General features: G+C 50.4%; 18 protein-coding genes. 5 read left to right on the top strand and 13 right to left on the bottom strand.

Features of this window, described 5'->3' with window-relative positions; all coding sequences use genetic code 11:
- Positions 1–7: 7 nt before the first annotated feature.
- The 7 genes from FIU95_RS16500 to FIU95_RS16470 form a co-directional block, all read right to left on the bottom strand.
- The gene (locus tag FIU95_RS16500; RefSeq protein ID WP_152454801.1) at positions 8–1027 is read right to left on the bottom strand and encodes a hypothetical protein; all 1020 of its coding nucleotides are present in this window, start codon (positions 1025–1027) and stop codon (positions 8–10) included.
- A 508-nt stretch (positions 1028–1535) separates the two neighbouring features.
- On the bottom strand, positions 1536–2486 hold the full coding sequence (locus FIU95_RS16495; RefSeq protein WP_152454800.1) for a hypothetical protein: 951 nt from the start codon (positions 2484–2486) through the stop codon (positions 1536–1538).
- A 775-nt stretch (positions 2487–3261) separates the two neighbouring features.
- A complete protein-coding gene (locus tag FIU95_RS16490) occupies positions 3262–3801 on the bottom strand; it encodes a hypothetical protein (RefSeq protein WP_152454799.1) in 540 nt (179 codons plus the stop codon).
- Between the two features lie 42 nt (positions 3802–3843).
- On the bottom strand, positions 3844–4716 hold the full coding sequence (locus FIU95_RS16485; protein WP_152454798.1) for a CsgG/HfaB family protein: 873 nt from the start codon (positions 4714–4716) through the stop codon (positions 3844–3846).
- 30 nt (positions 4717–4746) lie between these two features.
- Positions 4747–5166 carry a curli assembly protein CsgF gene (locus tag FIU95_RS16480; RefSeq protein ID WP_152454797.1) on the bottom strand — a complete coding sequence of 140 codons (420 nt, stop codon included), beginning with the start codon at positions 5164–5166 and terminating at the stop codon, positions 4747–4749.
- The gene (locus FIU95_RS16475; protein WP_152454796.1) at positions 5166–5594 is read right to left on the bottom strand and encodes a CsgE family curli-type amyloid fiber assembly protein; all 429 of its coding nucleotides are present in this window, start codon (positions 5592–5594) and stop codon (positions 5166–5168) included. The genes FIU95_RS16480 and FIU95_RS16475 overlap by 1 nt, the downstream gene beginning before the upstream one ends.
- A complete protein-coding gene (locus FIU95_RS16470; RefSeq protein ID WP_152454795.1) occupies positions 5591–6184 on the bottom strand; it encodes a LuxR C-terminal-related transcriptional regulator in 594 nt (197 codons plus the stop codon). Before FIU95_RS16470 ends, FIU95_RS16475 begins: the two co-directional genes overlap by 4 nt.
- 820 nt (positions 6185–7004) lie before the next feature.
- Between FIU95_RS16470 and FIU95_RS16465 the strand changes: the two genes are divergently transcribed.
- The 3 genes from FIU95_RS16465 to FIU95_RS16455 all read left to right on the top strand — a co-directional run bounded on the left by FIU95_RS16465 (position 7005) and on the right by FIU95_RS16455 (position 10448).
- Positions 7005–8486: a hypothetical protein gene (locus tag FIU95_RS16465; RefSeq protein ID WP_152454794.1), complete on the top strand. Its 1482-nt coding sequence runs from the start codon at positions 7005–7007 to the stop codon at positions 8484–8486.
- A gap of 74 nt (positions 8487–8560) precedes the next feature.
- The gene (locus tag FIU95_RS16460) at positions 8561–9472 is read left to right on the top strand and encodes a glycerophosphodiester phosphodiesterase (RefSeq protein ID WP_152454793.1); all 912 of its coding nucleotides are present in this window, start codon (positions 8561–8563) and stop codon (positions 9470–9472) included.
- Between the two features lie 64 nt (positions 9473–9536).
- Positions 9537–10448: an MBL fold metallo-hydrolase gene (locus FIU95_RS16455; RefSeq protein WP_152454792.1), complete on the top strand. Its 912-nt coding sequence runs from the start codon at positions 9537–9539 to the stop codon at positions 10446–10448.
- A gap of 126 nt (positions 10449–10574) precedes the next feature.
- Here the strand turns inward: FIU95_RS16455 and FIU95_RS16450 are convergent, their stop codons facing one another.
- Positions 10575–13745 carry an efflux RND transporter permease subunit gene (locus FIU95_RS16450; protein WP_305848661.1) on the bottom strand — a complete coding sequence of 1057 codons (3171 nt, stop codon included), beginning with the start codon at positions 13743–13745 and terminating at the stop codon, positions 10575–10577.
- 52 nt (positions 13746–13797) lie between these two features.
- Positions 13798–14916 carry an efflux RND transporter periplasmic adaptor subunit gene (locus FIU95_RS16445; protein WP_152454791.1) on the bottom strand — a complete coding sequence of 373 codons (1119 nt, stop codon included), beginning with the start codon at positions 14914–14916 and terminating at the stop codon, positions 13798–13800.
- A 134-nt stretch (positions 14917–15050) separates the two neighbouring features.
- Between FIU95_RS16445 and FIU95_RS16440 the strand changes: the two genes are divergently transcribed.
- Entirely contained in the window at positions 15051–15692 is a 642-nt protein-coding gene (locus tag FIU95_RS16440) for a TetR/AcrR family transcriptional regulator (RefSeq protein WP_152454790.1), read from the top strand.
- 27 nt (positions 15693–15719) lie between these two features.
- Here FIU95_RS16440 and FIU95_RS16435 read toward each other — a convergent pair whose 3' ends face one another.
- From FIU95_RS16435 to FIU95_RS16420, 4 genes are all read right to left on the bottom strand, one after another.
- Positions 15720–16145 (bottom strand): GFA family protein, encoded by a 426-nt coding sequence (locus FIU95_RS16435; protein ID WP_152454789.1) that lies wholly within the window; start codon positions 16143–16145, stop codon positions 15720–15722.
- A 17-nt stretch (positions 16146–16162) separates the two neighbouring features.
- A complete protein-coding gene (locus FIU95_RS16430; protein WP_152454788.1) occupies positions 16163–16924 on the bottom strand; it encodes an ABC transporter permease in 762 nt (253 codons plus the stop codon).
- Positions 16921–17886 (bottom strand): ABC transporter ATP-binding protein, encoded by a 966-nt coding sequence (locus FIU95_RS16425; RefSeq protein WP_152454787.1) that lies wholly within the window; start codon positions 17884–17886, stop codon positions 16921–16923. The genes FIU95_RS16430 and FIU95_RS16425 overlap by 4 nt, the downstream gene beginning before the upstream one ends.
- A gap of 61 nt (positions 17887–17947) precedes the next feature.
- Positions 17948–19177, bottom strand: a complete 1230-nt coding sequence (locus FIU95_RS16420; RefSeq protein WP_152454786.1) for an MFS transporter — start codon at positions 19175–19177, stop codon at positions 17948–17950.
- A 262-nt stretch (positions 19178–19439) separates the two neighbouring features.
- On the opposite strand from FIU95_RS16420, the gene soxR reads away from it, so the two are divergent.
- Entirely contained in the window at positions 19440–19928 is a 489-nt protein-coding gene (gene soxR, locus FIU95_RS16415) for a redox-sensitive transcriptional activator SoxR (RefSeq protein WP_152454785.1), read from the top strand.
- The last annotated feature ends 75 nt before the right edge of the window (positions 19929–20003 follow it).

Below are 20003 nucleotides of genomic sequence, written 5' to 3'. Positions count from 1 at the left end.
GGTAACTTTATGGGATAATAAGGAAGTTACCATCGCCAATCTGGCTGACTGCTATCAGCCCGGGAGCTGCTTGAAACACTGAAAGAAAGTTTGAGTTGCCATCCTGCAAGGCTTGAAACATACCGCCGTTGGAAGTCTGAGTGACGAATGTTGTGTTCATGTCGCCCAGTTGAGTTATATCAGAGGTATTCATGTTGCCAATTTGGTTCACACCTGCAACGTTTGACATGCCGTCCTGTACAGTCATAGCCCAGTTGTTATCACCAGACTGATTGTGCACAGCTACGTTAGATTCCCAGTATTGTTCGATATCACTGATATTGTTATCTCCTGATTGGGCGACACTAATATCGTTGTACTTACCAAACTGGTAAGAGAAAGATGAATTACCTGATCCTCCTATCTGGGAAACGAGTCCAGTTTGTGCATTACCAATCTGGGTGGCATCAACAGAGTTAGAGTCACCATTTCCTTGATTTGTCTCGATTTCATTATTACCAATAAAATGCCCTTCCTGGGTAACAACCGCAGTGTTAGCTGTTCCGCTAAATTGATTCACCGTGGCGGTATTCAAATTCTTTGTTTGGTTGACTTGAGCAGAGTTAGCGGTAGTGCCAAACTGATTAACCGTTGCCACCTGGCCTACCCAGCCACTTTGCGTGATTCCGATTGCTGAGCTGGTGGTAGAGACCTGGGTAGTGGTTGCGCTGTTATCGTCATCTACTTGGGTAATCACAGTGGATGAACCAGAGGCACCATCTTGTACGGATGCTGCTCCGTTCGTGTTACCGATTTGGTTGTGAAGAATCAAGCTATTACTGGTGTTATTTATTTGCTGTGGGGCGGAGAAATTCATGTCTCCATTTTGGTTAATGAAAATAGTGCTGTCGGTCACTGTCCCATCTTGTACGGGAGCGACCATGTTTCCCGCACCATTCTGATTGATGATTAGGTTGTTGGCGGCCATAGCGCCACTGGCGGCAATTGCCAGGAAAACACCTGCGGCAATCGGGGTGTACTTTTTCATCGGTTACTCCTTAGAGATATCAGATTTAGCTTGAAAGCTTTTTTGCTAGAGAGATTATCAAAACAGCATCGGAAGCCTACGTGAAAATTTCTTTTCCTGGTGTAGGGGGAAATCATTGAGGTTTTTTCCCAAGAATTTCAATTGGATATTTGTTCCATATTGAGTTCTAGGAAAAATCATAGGACCTCGTTAATATCAGCTTGATGCTGTGTAGAGTTTTGTGGGAAAAGTGCTAGACGGCTATGGGAGATAAGTTTCGTTAATCTAGGAAGAAAGTATGTTTTTTAGCTGCGTGAATATTCGAGTGCCATAGGATTTTTACTTAAATAGCAGTGAGTTATAGGGTGATGTATATCGCGCAAATTAATGATGGTTGATCATCTTTCTGGACCGCTGACCTTAATAAAGCTAAAAGAATATTTTTCGTAAAAGAAAATCCAGTCATAAAAAAGGCGGTCAAATGATGACCGCCACAAGATATTCTCTCTCTAAGAAGCTACAGTAAGAGCTACTGGAAAATGAAACCGACGTTAAATGCTCCAGCTTGATTTGCTATTGCTGTTTCGTTGGAGCCGAGCTGGACAGTGGTATGCACATTGAGAGTTCCAGCTTGTAAGGTTTGTGCACTATGCCCTACACCACCTTGAGTAATGGTAGCAATATTGATTATGCCAGCTTGTGCGGTGAAAGCGTCGTGAAGTGAGCCTGTTTGTGCATGGATTGAGATATTGCCGAAACCAGCCTGAAGGGTGGTGGAGTCGTGGCCCAGACCGGCCTGGAGGACTGTGGCATTGTTCAGTGTACCCAACTGTGAAGAGCTCGAGCTATTTAGCAGGCCTGATTGAGCATGGGTAGCAATGTTGAGAGTGCCAGCCTGGTTCGCGACAGCGGTATTCCCAACGGCAGCAACCTGACCCAGGTTTGCAATGTTTGCGGTGCCAGCCTGATTGACAAGAGCACTGTTTCCGGCGCTCAGAATTTGAGTGACTGTTGCAAAGTTTGAGGTTCCCAATTGATTAACCGTTCCGACATCTCCCAATGAAGCGGTCTGGAATACCGAGCCAAAGTTTGTATCCCCAGCTTGATTAATAGCGGCTGCTGAGCCTAGTGCGGGCGCTGCCTGGGTGGTAAGGGCACCGTTGCCATTACCAACCTGAGTAACAGAAGCCGTATTCAGGCTTCCGCCAAGCTGAAAGGAATTTGCACTGTTCCCGTTGCCAACTTGTGAATGATTTATTTGGTTGGTATCACTGCCTAATGCTTGCAACGCATTAGAGAAGTTGACATTACCGATCTGAGTTTGAGTCACTGTGTTGTTATCGTTGCCGGGCCCTACCTGAGTAGATACAGCCAGGTTGGCAACACCAGCTTGGTTTTGCGTGGTGGTATTATTGGCTGCAAATACACTGCCACTTGTGGCGATCAGAATAGCGGCTGCGATGGGTGTTAACGCCTTCATGCGATACTCCTTTACTCTGGACGTTTTAGATTCAGCACACACTGTGCTGAAATTACTGACATCTTCCAGATGTCATGGATTCACAATGCAGGACTCCTTTACTCCTGGAAAAGCTGCATCGTTGAATTCTTGCTGAATAAAGTAATCAGCGATTAGTACTTCAATCTACCATTTACTTTACTTGGATGGCTTAACTGCTCTTTTGCCGATAGGGGAGGTTAGTTGTCTCCCAGATACTGCATTGGGGACCACTCTTGAGAGAGGGCCAGTTTGGCTTTGAGATTTTGATCTCTAAACAACCTAATGTCTGCATGACAAAATGTCCAAGAGGTGTAAAACAACATTCGATCAGATATATATAGAGTTTTGCCGCTAATAGAGCGGTTCGCTATAGGACATAAGTCACTAAAAAGTAGGAATATAGTTCTTTTATTTTTACTGACTCTTTAATAGGAAGGTTGGTTTGAATTTTGAGTTGATTTCATGCCGTTTGCTTGGGTAAAGCTGAAGTAAAAATTGGATACACACGTTTTTACGTAACCAAATTTTATTGGATCATCTGCTAGAAGCTTTTTATGATGAAAATAGAGAAGAATGCTAATAGGGGTTAGGGGTTAGGGGTTAGGGGTTAGGGGTTAGGGGTGTAGAGAGAATAGTCTGATGAGGTTTGTCATAAGAAGCCAGGCTGACAGGCCTAGCTTCTTTGTGGGGCGTTTTATGGGAAAGTCTTCAGTGATTTTTTTTGAGATCGTGTGCCTTTGTAAGTTACGTATATTTAATCGAATTGGCGGATAGAAGTTGTGGTCGCTGTGCCCATCACGGTGACTGAGGTATGCAATCCATGGCCGCTCTGGTAGATATTCACTTTGTGTAGCATACCGATTTCCTCCACATGGGCGCTGTTTTGCATGCCGAACTGGGTAATTCCGGCGGAGTTACCTACACCATATTGTTCAATATCTATCAGGTTTTCATAGCCCACCTGGATTAGCCCGCTAAGGTTTTGTTCGCCTACTTGACGTGAAAGTACAACGTTATTCTCACCGGTCTGTGTCACCGAAAGTTTGTTTCTATTGCCATCCTGGTGTGCAGATGTGTAATTGGTTCTCCCTGACTGGCGTACATTAACATTGTTCACGCCACCTTCTTGGTTGATTACCGTGAGGTTGGAAACGGACAGTAGGTTTGCCGAACTCAATTCGCTACTTATGGCAAGCTCGCTGCTGGTATCAAGATCAGTGGCGGCGCACACCTCTGTGAATAAACTGAAAAAAGCGGTTGCGAGCAAAACAGGATATTTATGACTGCTTGGCATAGTTCCCTCTATCACTGTTAACTACTAATACCCATCACGAGGCTACATAATAACTGTGCTGTCGTTTAGATAGTATTGCAGTATAGGGTTGTTGATATCATCGGGATTCGCCAATGCCCAGGAGTTGTGCACAATGCCCTCGCTGATCAGGTGAATCACCGCAGATTCCATCGCTGAAAGCATAGCAAGCTGAGCGGGCTCGTTATAGGTTACTCCAGCTTCCATTTCTAATAGGCGCCGGAATTTCACATAGCGAAATACATCGGCACTGATTGCTTTCGAATAGACCGTTTTTGATGTCAATACCGAGTGTAAGATTCTGCCCGAACGTATATCTATTGCACGCAGGTTAACCGTTACCTGATCGACACGATACTGCTCATCAGCACCGATGCCAAAATATCTCGCCCCGGCACCACCTGTCTGTATGTTTTGGTCGTAGGCGACAATGCCGCCCTCCAGGAGTACGTTGGCTGCAATTAGGGTTGGCAATGGAATACTATTATTGGCTGGCGCATCCGGTTTACTGAGCCCCGCGCGGATAATCTTGCGCTCTGTTAACAGGTTTTGTAAGCCCTCACGCTCCAACGCGATAAACCATCCAGACTCGTTGAGCACATCCATCAACATGGCTGCACCACCCTGAGTTACTGCGGTGGAGAAGCTGCTGTTAGGAGCGGGTTTGTATTGCCCGGTCTGATCGCGAAAGCTGTACACCGCAGCCAGGATTTTTCCTTTTGGCTCGGGGAGATTTATCAAATCCCGAAAAGTGTTCATACGTGGGGTCAGCATGGCATCGGTCCGCCCAGGGCCGAAAAGGGCATCGCCAACACTTTTTACTGCAGAACACCCGCTTAGAGTGAGTGTGAACGCCAGTGCGGGCAAGGCTAGGGCTTTTTTTATTGCATTGCGCATTGCCAGTTTTCCTTCAGAGTTGATTCTTATCTAGTTTGTGGGGTTGAGTCCACTAACAACGATCTCGCTTTTATCTCCCGTGTTTCTGTCAGTAATCAACACGGTGAGAACACCGTCATTGTCGACAATCTGTACGACGAAATCGTCGGTAATTAATTCGCCACTGTTTCCATCGCCGACATCCGTCAAGAGCTGGTTGAGTAGTCGTGTTTCTAGGGAGTCGGTAAAGCGGTCCAGGGCGCTAGGTTGTTCATAAATACTGTCATGCTTATCTGGGTCATCATGATCATCTTGCGACTGTGCATTTTGTAATAAGTAAGTACCGTTTAATGGGTTGCCACCAAAATTCGGATTAACCGGTTCATAAATTAATTCGGTTGCAAGCGCAGTACTATAGGCAAATAAGTTGGCCGCCAATAATGTCGGATAAATGAGGCTCTTGTTGTTCATTAGAATTCGTCCTTTCCCAAATCAAAATTATCTATAAAGGCGCTGCTCACCCGATCTTTTAACACCGCCTGATGAATATATTGAGCGGCTTCATCGGCCAAGCGATGGATGTTATTGGTGCTTGGGCTGATAAAGCGTCGAAATACTATTTTGTCGTTATAGGTAACCCATATCAGGTTCCCCCAGCGAGCTGAGGGACGCTCATAAATGGTTAAGTTATAAGTTGCATCTGGATAATTTAGATTTCTGTATTCACTGAGATACCTAGCAAAATCATGACCTGTCCGGGTAATTGTTCGATCGATGTTAAACCCGCTGATTTCGTCTTCCAGTCTGCCTGAATCGGTGTCTGCTTCAGGGACTGTGGTGTCATCCTGAGCAACTCCTGCAGCTACAAAGAAGGCGAAAATCAGCGGGCTTAATCTCATATTCGCTCTTCCTGGAGATTGAGTTTTGCCCAGTTGCTGGCTTGCAGGCGATTCTTTACGCCGATTTTCCGAAAAATGTTATACATGTGATTCTTAACGGTATGCTCGCTCAAATGTAATTTGGTTGCGATCACACTGTTGGGTTCTCCTGTGGTTAGTTGCCCAAGGATTTCCTGTTCTCTTCGTGTAAGGGGTAACGGATTCTGCATACCTTCAGAGTGGCTACTTTCACAACTGTGAATAGCAATGTTGAGCCTCTGAATGAGTTTTTCCTGGCTGATGTTGCTGTCACACAACAAGTAGAAGCCATTCTGGCGGAGTTTTTCTGAGATGTGGTTTGGTAAGTCCGCGGGAAAGTTGATGAGAATCGCTTTTGAGTGTCTGATTTTCTTTAAGTCAGAGATAAAATCCTTGGAGCAGCTGTTGATACCTATCTGCCAGCAGTCGATTATGATTGCCTCGTAGTGTTGTAGACAGTGTCTCTGTTTTCCTATGCAGGCTTTTTCCCATGGCATGGGAATAGACTGGGAGAACAGTGAAAATAAAAGATCGCCCTGAAGGCCGGAATTGCTAAAAAAAAGAACCGGCATATACCTCGTACCTCTCCTTGAAACAGATGGACCGCTCCCATTGCTAAGAGCTGGATCCGTTATCGACTCCTGTCGTAAAAGTTTCCTGGTTGATCTTCATGATCGCTAGAAAATATCGCTGCTAACGCAAAGTACCTCTTTGTTTTAGGGAAAATGACTCACTTGGTGAGAATTTAGTTTGGAGTGTAGTCGTGGGCGTGAGTGCGTCTGGAAAAAAAGATGCCTTATTTTGTATTAAAAATGTTCAACAATGGCGGGTGTCGTCTAGCTGTTTAATTCGTTGAATTAACTGAGCGTGCAAGCTTTTTCAGCTTTTATTGTACAGTTTTATATGTGTCACTTATTTCTATTGTTGCTGATATTGCGGATATTTGTAGGGGTGAAGATGACGAAAAATTTATGTCTGGTAGCACATTTTATCTCTAGGTGGTGAGTTGTTTTTCAGAAATAAATATTTCTGGGGATTTTTATATCGAAAGCATGATTTCACTCTTAATGGATTTCTAGGTAAATCTTTAGTTCTATTTGGGTTTGATTGGATTGCTGCCTCGGTATTTAGGCGTTGGGTGGGGCGGTTAGGGTTGTACTAAAGCTGTGAAAATTGCCAGAAGGCTTAATTCGGAAGACGGTCCAAGTGTATGCCGAAGTTAAACCAGGAAAGCCTGGAATTTTTTACCTCCGGGTAAATCATCGTTGTGTGAAATGAACGCTGTAGACGAGTGTCGCAATAAAGCAACATAAAGTGTGACATTTGGGACGATTGTCGATGCTTCTGCTGTTAGGATGACCTATCGCACGGTTCTATAGGAAAAGTGATGTCATGAATTACTTATTAGAGTTACTACCACTTTGGTGGTGGGCTGGTTTGGCGGCTGTTTCGTTATTTTTCCTTAGGAGACCTGCTCATCGAACGATTTACTCACTTGCAAGGTTATGTCACCGCTCTTTATTGTTTGCTGCTAACTCGGTGGGGCAAGCGGGGCTGAGTCTGCGTGAGCGTAATCGGGAAGTGCTACTTGCCACAGGCCGCGAGATGACAGAGTGGCAAATTGAGCGGGAGTTTGAGCGAATAGAAGACTCCCTGAGACGCGAGTTGACGCAATATCCTTCGTTACATCGCCAGCTCTGTGAGCAGATGGCGGCTATAGATGATGACTATGTGCGCAGCGCAGAGGTGCCTCCTGAGCCGTCAAATTGGGTTAGGGCGATTCGCTCTGTCGCGGAAATTCCCACTCCAGATGATACGGTTGTGGCGGATGTGTTAGAGACTATCAATCACTCAATGCGTAAGGCTGAAAGTAAAGCCCTGGAAGCTTACCGGGAGTCTATAAGGGAACGCCATCAGTTACTGAAGCGGATGATGCCTGGTTGGCGCGCAATGCTAAAAAAACTGGGGCGAATTAATAGGAGCGTGGAGTCTGTAATTCACCGTAGCAAAGTGTTGGATGAGCATATGTCACGCTACGAGAATATTTTGCAGGAGAGCGACCGCAGCTTACACCTTCTATCCGTTTCTTCTTTCAGTCGTTTTTTAATTTCCTCACTAGTGATGTTCGTGGCAGTAGCAGGGGTTTGGCTGAATCATCAATTAATCGCACGACCAATGACAGAGATTGTTGGAAGTGGTGGCTTTCTGGGGAGTTACTCGACAGCCGATATTGCTGCCTCAATTTTGATTTTTCTGCAAATCCTTGTTGGCCTTGTAATTATGGAATCTTTGCGGATTTCGCGCTTGTTTCCCTCTATTGCTTCACTGGCAGACCCTATACGCAAACGCATACTATGGTCCGCGTTATTCCTACTGTTGTGTTTTTCCAGTGTTGAGGCGGGGTTGTCACTCTCAAGGGACCTATTATTGCAAGGCGATCAGTTACTTACTGGTATACCTGGGGTGAGCGAACCTAGGTTTGAGGGGGCAAAGAGCTACTGGGCACTCGGGCTGGTACAAATGCTGCTGGGTTTTATTCTTCCTCTGGTTCTTGCTTTTATAGCAATACCACTGGAGCAGTTCATAAACTCTGCACGTACCGTATTTGGATGTTTATTAGTGTTATTCCTGGATTTATTCGCTACGGGCTTACGCCTTTTAGCGACTCTCTCAATGCATTGTGGCATTTTGCTCAACCGTACCTATGATCTCATTATATTCCTGCCACTTTGGCTGCAGCGAGCCTACTGGCATGCTCGCAATACATCAAGGCCGGATACTGTGGTGGCACAAAATGAAGTGCAGATAAATGGATATAATCATAAGGAAACGGTTGGAGAAAGGGTACCTACCGGGCAAACCGCTGGTGCTTAAATGTTTGAGGGGTGATGCTTGGGTAAATAGGCTTAATGTCTTTCCGTTTTATTAAGTTTAGGTGACTGAAATAGATGTGGATGCTTTTTATTTTCTGTGTGTTGTTACTCGTGCTTTTCTTTTATGCACGCTCCGGTGTCGCACCTGAATCTGCACTAAAACTTCCCTCGCGCAAAGGACCTATGGTCATAGCCCATGGCAATGACTGCGGTAATGGTTTGTTTCCAGGGAATACGCAGGAATATCTGCAGAATATGGTGGCATTGGGAGTAGATGCCATTGAAATAGACCTATGGCTCAGTGCCGATGGGCATTTGGTGTTGCGTCACGACCCGGATCTGGAAGATTCAACGGATGGCAGTGGTTTTATTGAAGATAGAACCCTGACTGATTTACGCAATTTAAATGCCGCTTACCACTGGAGTAGGGATGATGAGACCTATCCCTACCGCCAAAAGCCCTTAAGAATCCTCACCCTAGAGGAAGCCTTTGAGTTAGTAGGTTCGATACCGCTAATTTTGGATATAAAAAGTGAGCAACTACGAGCTGCCCATGTTTTGAGTGATGTGCTGGAATCTAGTGGTAAGAAGAGTCAGGTTATTGTCTCCTCTTTTAACCACAGGGTTATTCAAGAATTTCGGCGCTTGAGCCCGGATACGGCGACAGGTTCTACTAGCTGGGAGGCGGGTCTTTTATTTTTTGCCCAGCTGCTGCGGGCAGAGAGCTTGCTGGCGCCCCGCTACCAGACAATGCAATTATCCATGTTTTTCTGGGGGTTAGATGTCGTCACTAAGGGTACCCTGCGGGCAGCCCATAAACTCAATTTGCATGTCTCTGTGTGGACCGTAAACGGACGGGCGGATCTACAACGCTATATCGACCTGGGTGTGGATGGTATTGTTACCGACCGCCCGGATTTATTAATAGCCATGTTGCCCGGCCGGGAGACGAAAACAGAGACTAAGTTGCTCGAGCAGGCCTCCTGAATTGAGCACTGTTGCGATAAAAATATGACAATAACACTATGACTATAAAAACAGAGAAAGCTTTATGAAAAAGATCGCAGCTATTGCGGCGCTGGCGGCGTCATTAATAGGCACGCCGATATTGGCGGAGGACCGTTTTGCCAAGGTTGAAATCAGCAGTGAACCGGTGGCAGGTAATGTATATATGCTCCAGGGGGCTGGCGGCAATATCGCAGTGCTGGTTGGAGAGGACGGTACCTTTATGGTGGATGACCAGTATGCGCCACTCACTGCGAAGATACAGAAAGCGGTGGCAGGTCTGGCAGATCAGCCGTTGCGCTTTGTGATCAATACCCACTGGCATGGTGATCACACCGGCGGCAATGAAAACCTGGGTAAAAGCGGTGCCCTGATCGTCGCCCATGAAAATGTGCGGAAGCGTATGAATACCGAGCAATTTATTGAAGCTTTCAAGCGCAAGGTTGAGCCCTCACCGCCGACAGCACTGCCGGTAATTACCTTTACCGATGCCACTACTTTTTACTGGAATGGTGATGAGGTGATGGTGCAGCATGTCGGCCCGGCTCATACCGATGGTGATTCCATTGTGCATTTTGCCAAAGCTGACGTGATTCATATGGGCGATATCTATTTCAACGGTACCTATCCATTTATCGATCTGTCGTCTGGCGGCTCGGTGGATGGCGTGATTGAAGCTATGGATACTGCATTGGCGCTATCTGGACCAAATACCAAAATTATTCCCGGGCATGGCCGCCTGAGTAGTCCCGCAGAGTTAAAAGTGCAACGGGATATGCTGGAGACCCTTCGGGATCGCATCCAGAAACTGGTCGATAGTGGTAAAAGCCGCGATCAAGTGCTTGCCGCCAAGCCGACTAAGGATTTTGACGAGCAGTATGGCAAGGGCTTTATGACCCCGGATATTTGGACTGGAATTGTTTACGACTCCCTGGCTGCAAAATCCAAGAAGTCCTAACCATACTTCGAGACCGACTATTTAAAGCCGGAAAAAACTGTTGAGAAAAAAAAGGCCCGGAGTGAAATACCCGGGCCTTTTGCTTTGGCGTTTGCTTGAGTCTTTTAATTAAGATACTAAAAATTATTAGGACGCCTGGGGCTCAGCACCATTTAAATTTGATGAATCTTCTACTGCTGTTTCTGTGCTTTCTTCACGCACCCGGAACCAGGCTGCATATAGTGCTGGCAGGAAGATCAGGGTCAAGCCGGTAGCCACGATCAGCCCGCCCATAATGGCAACTGCCATGGGGCCGAAGAAGTCACTGCGTGACAACGGAATCATCGCCAGTACCGCAGTGAGGGCGGTTAACACGATGGGGCGGAAACGCCTTACGGTGGACTCAACGATCGCTTCCCAGGCACTCAGGCCCTGGCTGATATCCTGCTGTATCTGGTCTACCAGAATCACCGAGTTACGCATAATCATGCCGGCCAGGGCGATGGTACCGAGCATGGCGACAAAGCCGAATGGCTTGCCGAACAGCAATAGGAACAAGGTGACCCCGATCAGTCCCAAGGGGGCGGTGAGGAACACCATAGCGGATAGAGACATGCTGCGCAGTTGCAGCATCAGCAGAGTGAAGACCACCAATACAAATAGCGGCATGCCGGCGTTAACCGATTTCTGCCCCCGCTCGGACTCCTCCACTGTGCCGCCCACTTCCAGCAGGTAGCCGGGAGGCAGCTGATCGCGAATACTCTGCAGGCGCGGCCAGACTTCTTTGACTATCGTTGCGGGCAGCTCCTCACCGTAGATATCGGCACGCACGGTCACTGTGGGCAGGCGATCGCGGTGCCAGATAATGCCTTCCTCGAATCCGTATTCCAGGGTGGCGATCTGGTTTAAGGGGACACTGCGACCGCTACTGGTTTGTACTGCCAGGCTGCCTAGTTGGCCGAGGGCGTATCGCTCCTGCTCATCACCGCGCACGCGCACATCAATCAGCTCATTGTCCTCGCGGTACTGACTTACGGTGATTCCGGTGAGAGAGCTTTGCAGGGCACGGGAGAGCGAGGCGCTGTTCACGCCCATGGCGCGCGCTCGGTCCTGATCGATATTCAGGTTGACCGTTTTGCTGGGTTCCTCCCAGTCCAGGTGCACGTTGGTCACTTTCGAATTATCACGAATGCGCTCGGCCACCTGGCGGGCCAGGCTGCGCACCTCACCAATATGCTCACCAGAGATGCGAAACTGCACCGGATAGCCAACCGGGGGTCCGTTTTCCAGGCGGGAGATGCGGCTGCGCAGGGTGGGGAACTCCTCCTGCATGGTCTCGATCAGCCAGCTGCGCACCTGTTCACGCTCCTCAACACTGCGGGTCATCAACACAAACTGGGCAAAGCTGGCCGCGGGTAATTGCTGGTCCAAGGGCAGGTAGAAACGGGGTGAGCCGGTGCCCACATAGACCACGTAGTTTTCTACCTGCTCATTTTTATCCAGCAGTGCCTCCAGGCGTTTGGCTTGAAACTCGGTGGATTTCAATGATGCGCCCTCGGCCAGCTTGAGATCCACTAACAGTTCCAAGCGTCCGGAAGAGGGGAAGAATTGTTGCGGCACCAGGCGGAAGAGGGCCAGGGAACCAATAAAGATCGCCAGGGTTGCCACTATGACGGTTTTGCGGTGGCGCAGGCACCAGGTGATCAGGCGGCGGAAGCGCTGGTAGAAGGGTTTCTGGTAGGGGTCTCGAACCTCACCGCTGTGATCGTGGCGCGCCAGATTGGGCAACAGGTAATGCCCAAGGTAGGGTACGAATATTACCGCGGCAATCCAGGAAACGATCAGTGACAGCGTGACCACCTGGAAGATCGAGCGGGTGTACTCCCCGGTGCCGGACTCGGCTGTGGCAATTGGCAGGAAACCGGCGGCGGTAATCAGGGTACCAGTGAGCATGGGGAAGGCGGTACTGGTCCAGGCGAAGCCGGCTGCTTTTAGCCGGCTGAGCCCCTGTTCCATTTTAATGGCCATCATCTCTACGGCGATAATGGCGTCGTCCACCATCAGGCCAAGGGCGAGTACCAGAGCGCCCAGGGAAATCTTGTGCAGGCCGATATTGAAGTAACTCATCAGTGCGAAGGTCATGGCCAGCACCAATGGTATCGATAGCGCTACGATCAAGCCGGGGCGGGTGCCGAGGGAGAAAAAGCTCACCAGCAGTACAATGCCCAGCGCCTCCGCCAACACCTGCAGGAATTCCCCCACACCGCGCTTCACCGCTGCGGGTTGGTCGGATACTTTACGTAATTGCATGCCGATAGGCAGGTCTTCCTGCAGTTCGGCAAATGTGGCGTCCAGCTTTTTGCCCAGCTTGAGGATATCGCCACCTTCTTTCATGGAAACGGCCAGACCGATGGCGTCCTCACCCATAAAGCGCATACGGGGCTGCGCAGGATCGCTGAAGCCGCGGTGTACTTCGGCAATATCCCCCAGCCTCTGGGTGCGCCCACCGGCGGTGATGGGGAAACGGCGAATTTCGTCGACCGAGTGAAACTGGCCGCTAACGCGAATACGCACACGGTCGCTGACCGTATCAATAAAGCCTGCGTCGGCAACTTGGTTTTGTGATTGCAGCGCGCTTTGCACCGCGCTAAGGGGAATGCCGAGGGAGGCGAGTTTGGTGTTGGAAATTTCCACCCAGATTTTTTCATCCTGCAGCCCCAGCAATTCCACCTTGCCCACATTCTTAACTCGTTGTAACGCCAGCTGTAGACGCTCGGCATAGTCTTTCATTAAGGCGTAATCAAAGCCGCTGCCAGTCAGCGCATAGATATTGCCGAAAGTCGTGCCGAACTCGTCATTAAAAAATGGGCCCTGGATATCCGGTGGTAGAGTGTGGCGAATGTCGCTGACCTTTTTACGCACCTGGTACCACAGATCGGGGATATCCCGCGAATGCATATCGTCGCGGGCGACAAATAGCACTTGGGACTGGCCGGGGCGGGAGAAAGAGGAGATGCGTTGGTAGTCACCGGTCTCCAGTAATTTTTTCTCTACCCGTTCGGTAATTTGGCGGGAGACTTCCTCGGCGCTGGCGCCGGGCCAAAGAGTGTTGATCACCATTACCTTAAAAGTGAAGGGCGGATCTTCACTCTGCCCAAGTTGCGTGTAAGAGGCAGCGCCCAGCAGCCCCAGTACGATCATGGCGTAGAGTACCAGCGGGCGGTTTTTCAGCGCCCATTCGGAAAGATTAAAACCCATGGCAATTTCTCTGTGTTGAAGTGCGGGCTGATTGAGCGAGCCGCGCTTCGGCAATTTCATTGGAGCGTTTTCTTGCGCTCGGTCCAGTTCTTATTTTTGGGGTAGCCGTTAGTTAGTCCTGCTGGGCGAGGGCGCGGTCTGGATCAATCGGGCGGTTCATTCGATCCACAGGGCGAACCTGTTGCCCCTCCAATAAAAGGTGGGTACCGGCGGCAACGATCCAATCATCGGCGCGCAGGCCGGAGAAAATTGGTACAAACTCCTGGCCATAGGGGCCCACAGTGACCTCGGTTTTATGCAGGGTTTGATGCTCGCGATTGAGAACCCAGACAAAGGCCTTGCCGTTATCGGCGCTGACTGCCGACATGGGCACTTGTAAAACATCGGTGGTTGTCGCTTTAGGTACGAAGACTCTGGCACTCTGGCCTATTTCTATGCCGGTGGTTTTATTGGTAAAAGCCACGCGCGCTTCAAAGGTGCGGGATACCGGGTCCGCAGCGGGAGAGAGCTCGCGTACCTGTGCGGGAAAGGATTTACCGGGTTGTGACCAGAGTTCAACGGTCAGGGGCTGGCCGACGCGGAAATGCCCGATCGCCTGCTCCGGCAAATCGATACGTACCTCGCGTTCTCCGTCGGCGGCGAGCTCGAAAATTCCCTGGCCGGCGGCAACAACCTGGCCGGCCTCCGCCATACGGCGGGCGATAACTCCACTCTCCGGGGCTTTCAGTTCTGCGTAAGCTGCTTGATTGCGCGCCACATCTAATTGTGCTTTTGCCTGTTGCAGGCGCGCATCGCTGGCTTCGAAGCGGGTTTCCACCGCATCGAACTGTGAGTGGCTGACCAACTGGCGCTCTAATAGTTTGCGGTGGCGTTCCAACTCGCTGCGCGCCAGGCGCTGGTCGGCCTCGGCAGAGGTGAGGCGTGCGCGGGCGGAATCCAGTTGCAGGAGTAGGTCTTCGGTGTCCAGTTCGGCCAGTGGTTGACCCTGGTCAACGCGGTCGCCCACATTGACCAGGCGCCGCTGCAGCTTGCCACTGATACGAAAGGCCAGGGCAGGTTCGAAGCGGGCACGTACCTCGCCGGGATAAAAATCCAGTTGGGCGCTGGCCAACTGAGGTTGGACCATCACCGCTGGGCGGGGTTTTTCTGATTGTTCGGTGGACTCCGATGGCGCACAGGCGGACAACATTAGGCTGAACGAGAGTGCGGCGAAGAGTAGCGATCGGTACATAGGGGCTCCCTTCCTCGGCGGCGAGGCGACAAGGTAAGTCCGGAAGTGGACAAGTCATGGCCGGGCGGCCGGTAATGTTATACTGGCGAGTATAGTAAATTTATTAAACTGGTGAGTCCAGTATATGGAGTGCTATGTCTGAACAATCTCAGACGGCCGCCCAGCGCGGGCGTCCCAAGGACTTGGCCAAACGCCAGGCCATTCTCGATGCAGCCAAGGAGCTGTTTCTGACCAATGGTTTTGCCGCCACCAGTGTGGATGCGGTGGCCTCTGCTGCGGGTGTCTCGAAATTGACGGTGTACAGTCATTTCTCCGATAAAGAGACGCTGTTCAGTGCCGCGATCACTTCCCGCTGCGAGATGATGATGCCCCTGCCCATTTTCAACCTGAAAGAGGGCGATTCGGTGGCAGAGGTACTGGAGCGCATTGGTCAGGCTTTTCTAAGCATGGTGGATAGCAAGGATAGTATTCGCCTGTTACGGCTTTTGTGCGCTCTGGCTTCGCAGGAGTCGCAGGAGTCAAAACTGGCCCAGTTGTTTTTTGATGCGGGCCCCCAGCGAATCCTTCGGGACATTGAACAGTTACTACGCCGCGCTACCGAGATGGACAAGCTGCAGGTAGCCAATCCGGCAGAGGCCGCCGAGGACTTTATGGGCATCTTGCTGGGTTGTCGGCATATGCGGGTATTGATCGGTTGCTGTGAGGTACAGGCTGAGGAGGAGCGGCGTGAACGGGTGCGCAGGGCTGTGGCGCTATTTATGCGGAGCTACCGCTGATTGATTATGCAGGTTATCACTGACAGGCTAATGGCTCGGGCTTTCCGGCATTAAAGGGCAGCGGCGGATATCTCCATTTATTTCCAGCCATTCCGGTTTGTTTTGGTAGTAGACGTAGCGCTCTGGTTGAATAAACATAGGCGCGTCGAAGGCGCCCCCGGCAATACCGCGATATTCCGGTAGGAATTCCAGCGTCCAGGTGAGGGCGCTGCCGCAGTGCTCACAGAACTGGCACTCGACCCAGCGGCCTGCGTCGGATAATAGCTGGTGGGTTTTTAGTTCTGCGTTGATGAACTGGACATTGTTTTTGTCGAAGTACACCGATACGCCTATTAAGCTACCGGTGCGCTTCCGGCACCAGCTGCAGGAACAGAGGCTCACCCGGCGTGGTTGGCCGATGGCGCGAAATCGCACGGCACCACAGACACAGCCACCTTCGTGAATTGCCTCCATCCCCACATCCTCAATGATCAGGTTTTAATGCGGTAACCGGTGCGAAAAATCCACCAGACCGTTGTCAGGCAGAGAAAGAGGAATAGCAGTGTCATCCCCACACTGAGACCCATGTTGACATCGGCCACGCCATAGAAAGCCCAGCGGAAACCGCTGATCAGGTAAACCACCGGATTAAATAGGGTCACTTTTTGCCAGAATTCCGGCAGCATACTGATGGAATAGAAGGCCCCGCCGAGAAAAGTCAGTGGAGTGATAATCATCAGTGGAATAATTTGCAGTTTTTGGAAGTCGTCGGCCCAGATGCCGATAATAAAGCCGAACAGACTAAAACTTACGGCGGTCAGCACCAGAAATGCGATCATCCAGAAAGGGTGGAGAATGTCATAGTCGACAAAAAAGCGCGCGGTGACAAGGATTAATAGCCCGAGCAAGATCGACTTGGTGGCTGCAGCCCCCACATAGCCAGCGACAATTTCAAAGGGCGACACCGGTGCCGATAAGACTTCATATATGGTGCCGGAGAATTTTGGAAAAAAGATACCGAAAGCGGCATTGGAAATACTTTCCCCCAAGAGCGCCAACATTATCAGTCCGGGGATAATAAAGGCTCCATAGCTCACACCTTCAATATCCCCCATGCGCGAGCCAATGGCGGCACCAAATACAATAAAGTACAGGGATGTGGAGAGCACCGGCGAGGCGACACTTTGTATCAGCGTGCGCCAGGTGCGCGACATTTCAAACTTGTAGATAGCCGCTATGCCGTACCAGTTCATGGCTGAGCCTCCCCACTGAATTGCTCTTCACCATCGTGACGTGCGGAGTGCACCAGGTTGACAAAAATTTCTTCCAGAGAGCTTTCCCGAGTGTATAAATCGCGAAATTCAATATTTGCCGAACTGAGGCGGCGCAGGAATTCCGGAATGCCAGTGTTTTCACTCTTAATATCAAAGCGGTAAATCAGCTCGCTGCCATCCCCATTGAGACGCAGTGGCAAATCGGAGAGGCTGTCGGGAATGCTTTCCAGGGGCGAGGGTAGTTGCAGGCTAAGCTCTTTTTCCCCCATTTTCTGCATCAGCGTTTTTTTATCCTCAACTAATACCAATTCACCGCGATTAATAACCCCGACCCGATCGGCCATTTCTTCCGCTTCCTCAATATAGTGCGTGGTGAGGATGACGGTTACCCCGGATTCGCGCAGGCCTCGTACCATTTCCCACATATCCTGGCGCAGTTCCACATCGACTCCGGCAGTGGGTTCATCCAGGAAGAGCACGCTGGGTTCGTGGGATAGGGCCTTGGCAATCATCAGACGCCTTTTCATACCGCCCGACAGAGTGACGATCTTGTTATTCCTTTTTTCCCACAAGGAAAGCTGCCGCAGGATTTTCTCTAAGTAAGAGGGGTTAGGTGGTTTGCCAAATAAGCCGCGGCTGAATTTGATTGCGCCCAACACGCTCTCAAAGGAATCGGTGGCAATTTCCTGGGGGACCAGGCCAATTTCGCGTCGGGCACGACGATAATCTCGCTGGATATCGTAACCGTTAACAGTAACGCTGCCCTGACCGGGGTTCACGATGCCACAGATAATACTGATCAGTGTGGTTTTGCCGGCACCGTTAGGGCCGAGCAGTGCGAATATCTCACCCCGTTGAATATTCAAGTCGATACTTTTTAAGGCGTTAAACCCGCCACTATAAGTCTTGTCGAGACCTTTAACGGAAATAATCGGTTCCACTTCTTCTCCTTGTAAAATCCTAAAACGAGCCGGTCTTAATACTTTTGGGCGTGTTTATATCCTACTGCAAAATGATTTCACTGGATGGTTTTGCTTTCAACCAATGCAGGAGTAGCGCCAGGGTGGCCAAAAACAGCAGCACAGTGCTCGCTGCGGAAAAGCTACTGGCGAGGCCAAAGCGCTCTATCCAGGGTTGGCTGATGAGTGGCGAGAGAAATTGCCCAATAAAAACACTGGCGGCGAGAGCACCGGATATTCGCCCACGAATATTGGGGGTGGCGGATTCCAGCCCGGAGGCAAAGATATGGGGGATCAGGGTACCCATACCACAGCCATAAATTGCAGTGGCAATCATAATCGCATTGAATGAATCTGCCTCGGCGATTAGCCCCATGCCGCAGGCCATAACAGCAAAACCCAGAACAAAAACGCCACTTTTCCCCAGGTGGTTGCGCGCGAGAGGATAGAACACCAGTGAGGCCAGGGCGCCCATTAAATTGCTGGCGGCGATGGCAATACCCGCGAGGCTGGGAGCATCGACCCCAATTTCCTTGAGAAGGAAGGGGAGCTGGGTGGGGATCAGAAAAAAGACCAGGCTGTTGAGTAATGCTGCAGCTAGGAGTAACGCAAAGCCCATCCAGTCGGGTTGCTCATCACTGGAGTGGTCAGACGATCGCTCAATTTTATTGCGCTCAGGCTCTGGCAAGTAGCGTATTACTGCTGGAATCAGTAATAGTGCCGCCGCGTAAATCACAAAAGGTGCGCGCCAATGTATATCTGCCAACAGCCCACCGGCCACAAGGAAGATAACCCCGCCGAGACTGATAAAGGCCCCCTGCTGACTCATATAGGTACGCCTTTGATCGGGGTTGAAATAGTCACCTACCAGGGCGGTGACTGAAGTCATGGTGCCTGCCACCGCAATACCCAGCAGGATACGGCTGGCCAATAGCCCTGCCAAACTTTCCTGCAACAATGCCGAGATGCCGGCCAGGGCATAAACAGTGACCGCCAGCAACAGCAGCCGCCTGCGTCCATAGCGATCAGATACAAACCCGGCGAGAGGGGCGAATAGAGCAATCATTAAGGCCGGTAGGCTCAAAATTAACCGGCTCAGCAGGGCAATATCTTCATGTTGGACAAAGTGTGCCTCCAGTGCTGGTAGTGATGGCGCCACTGTGGCGCCAGACATTATTGTGAGCGCCGCCAGGCACAAAAGTGTCAACCGCATCTGTAGCGGGATAGCGGGTTTTGCCACGTTGAGAGGTGGTGCTGCGTGGACAGGGATCATTGGCGAATCCCTTTTTTGCCTTTGCTCACCTTTGTTAAGGACGGAGTTACCGATAGACACAGCCCCTCTTGCACGGCCAAGCTGATACTTTGGCTTTGTGCAGCCACTAAAAGAGACGTGGTGTTAGTAGAGGGGGTTTCTGTAATGGGGTAGGTTTGTTTACTGTTCCTGATCATCGGTAGTCTCCCTGAGCTTGCAATGGAATGCGGCGCAGTGTAAAACCTCAAGTAATATTGAGGTCAATAGCAGCCGGAGTGTTTTGATGCCTGGTACCAGTGAAAAGAAAGTATCCTCTTGTGGCGATAAGAAGTGCCGTCGCGAGATGACCGTGGGCGAGGTGGCTGAGCGCAGTGATGTGGCGGTGAGTGCACTGCACTTTTATGAGAGCAAAGGCCTGATCAGCAGCTGGCGCACCAGCGGTAATCAGCGCCGCTACTCACGGGATGTATTGCGACGTGTGGCCATTATCAAGGTGGCGCAGAGCACCGGTATTCCCCTCGCCGAAATTCGCGAAGCCCTGGCGACTCTGCCCGATGGACGCACACCCACTGCCAAAGACTGGGCCAAGCTTTCCGCCAGCTGGCGCGAGGAACTGGACCAGCGTATTCGCCAGTTGACTCAATTGCGCGACCGTTTGGAGGGCTGTATTGGCTGTGGTTGCCTGTCTATGGAGAGCTGTCCGCTCCGCAACCCAGGAGATCAAGCCGCGGAGCAGGGCGCTGGGGCTCGCTACCTGGATGTGGGGAGCTGACTTGGTGAGCTAATGGGAAGCAAATGGTGCGCTTCACGCTTGAGAAAATAATGAAGTTCTCACAATTTTTTACTG

This window comes from Microbulbifer sp. THAF38 (assembly GCF_009363535.1).
In the GTDB taxonomy this organism is placed as follows: Bacteria; Pseudomonadota; Gammaproteobacteria; order Pseudomonadales; family Cellvibrionaceae; genus Microbulbifer.
Note: the sequence above shows the minus strand (reverse complement) of the source record. Positions and strands in the feature narration are given on the sequence as shown.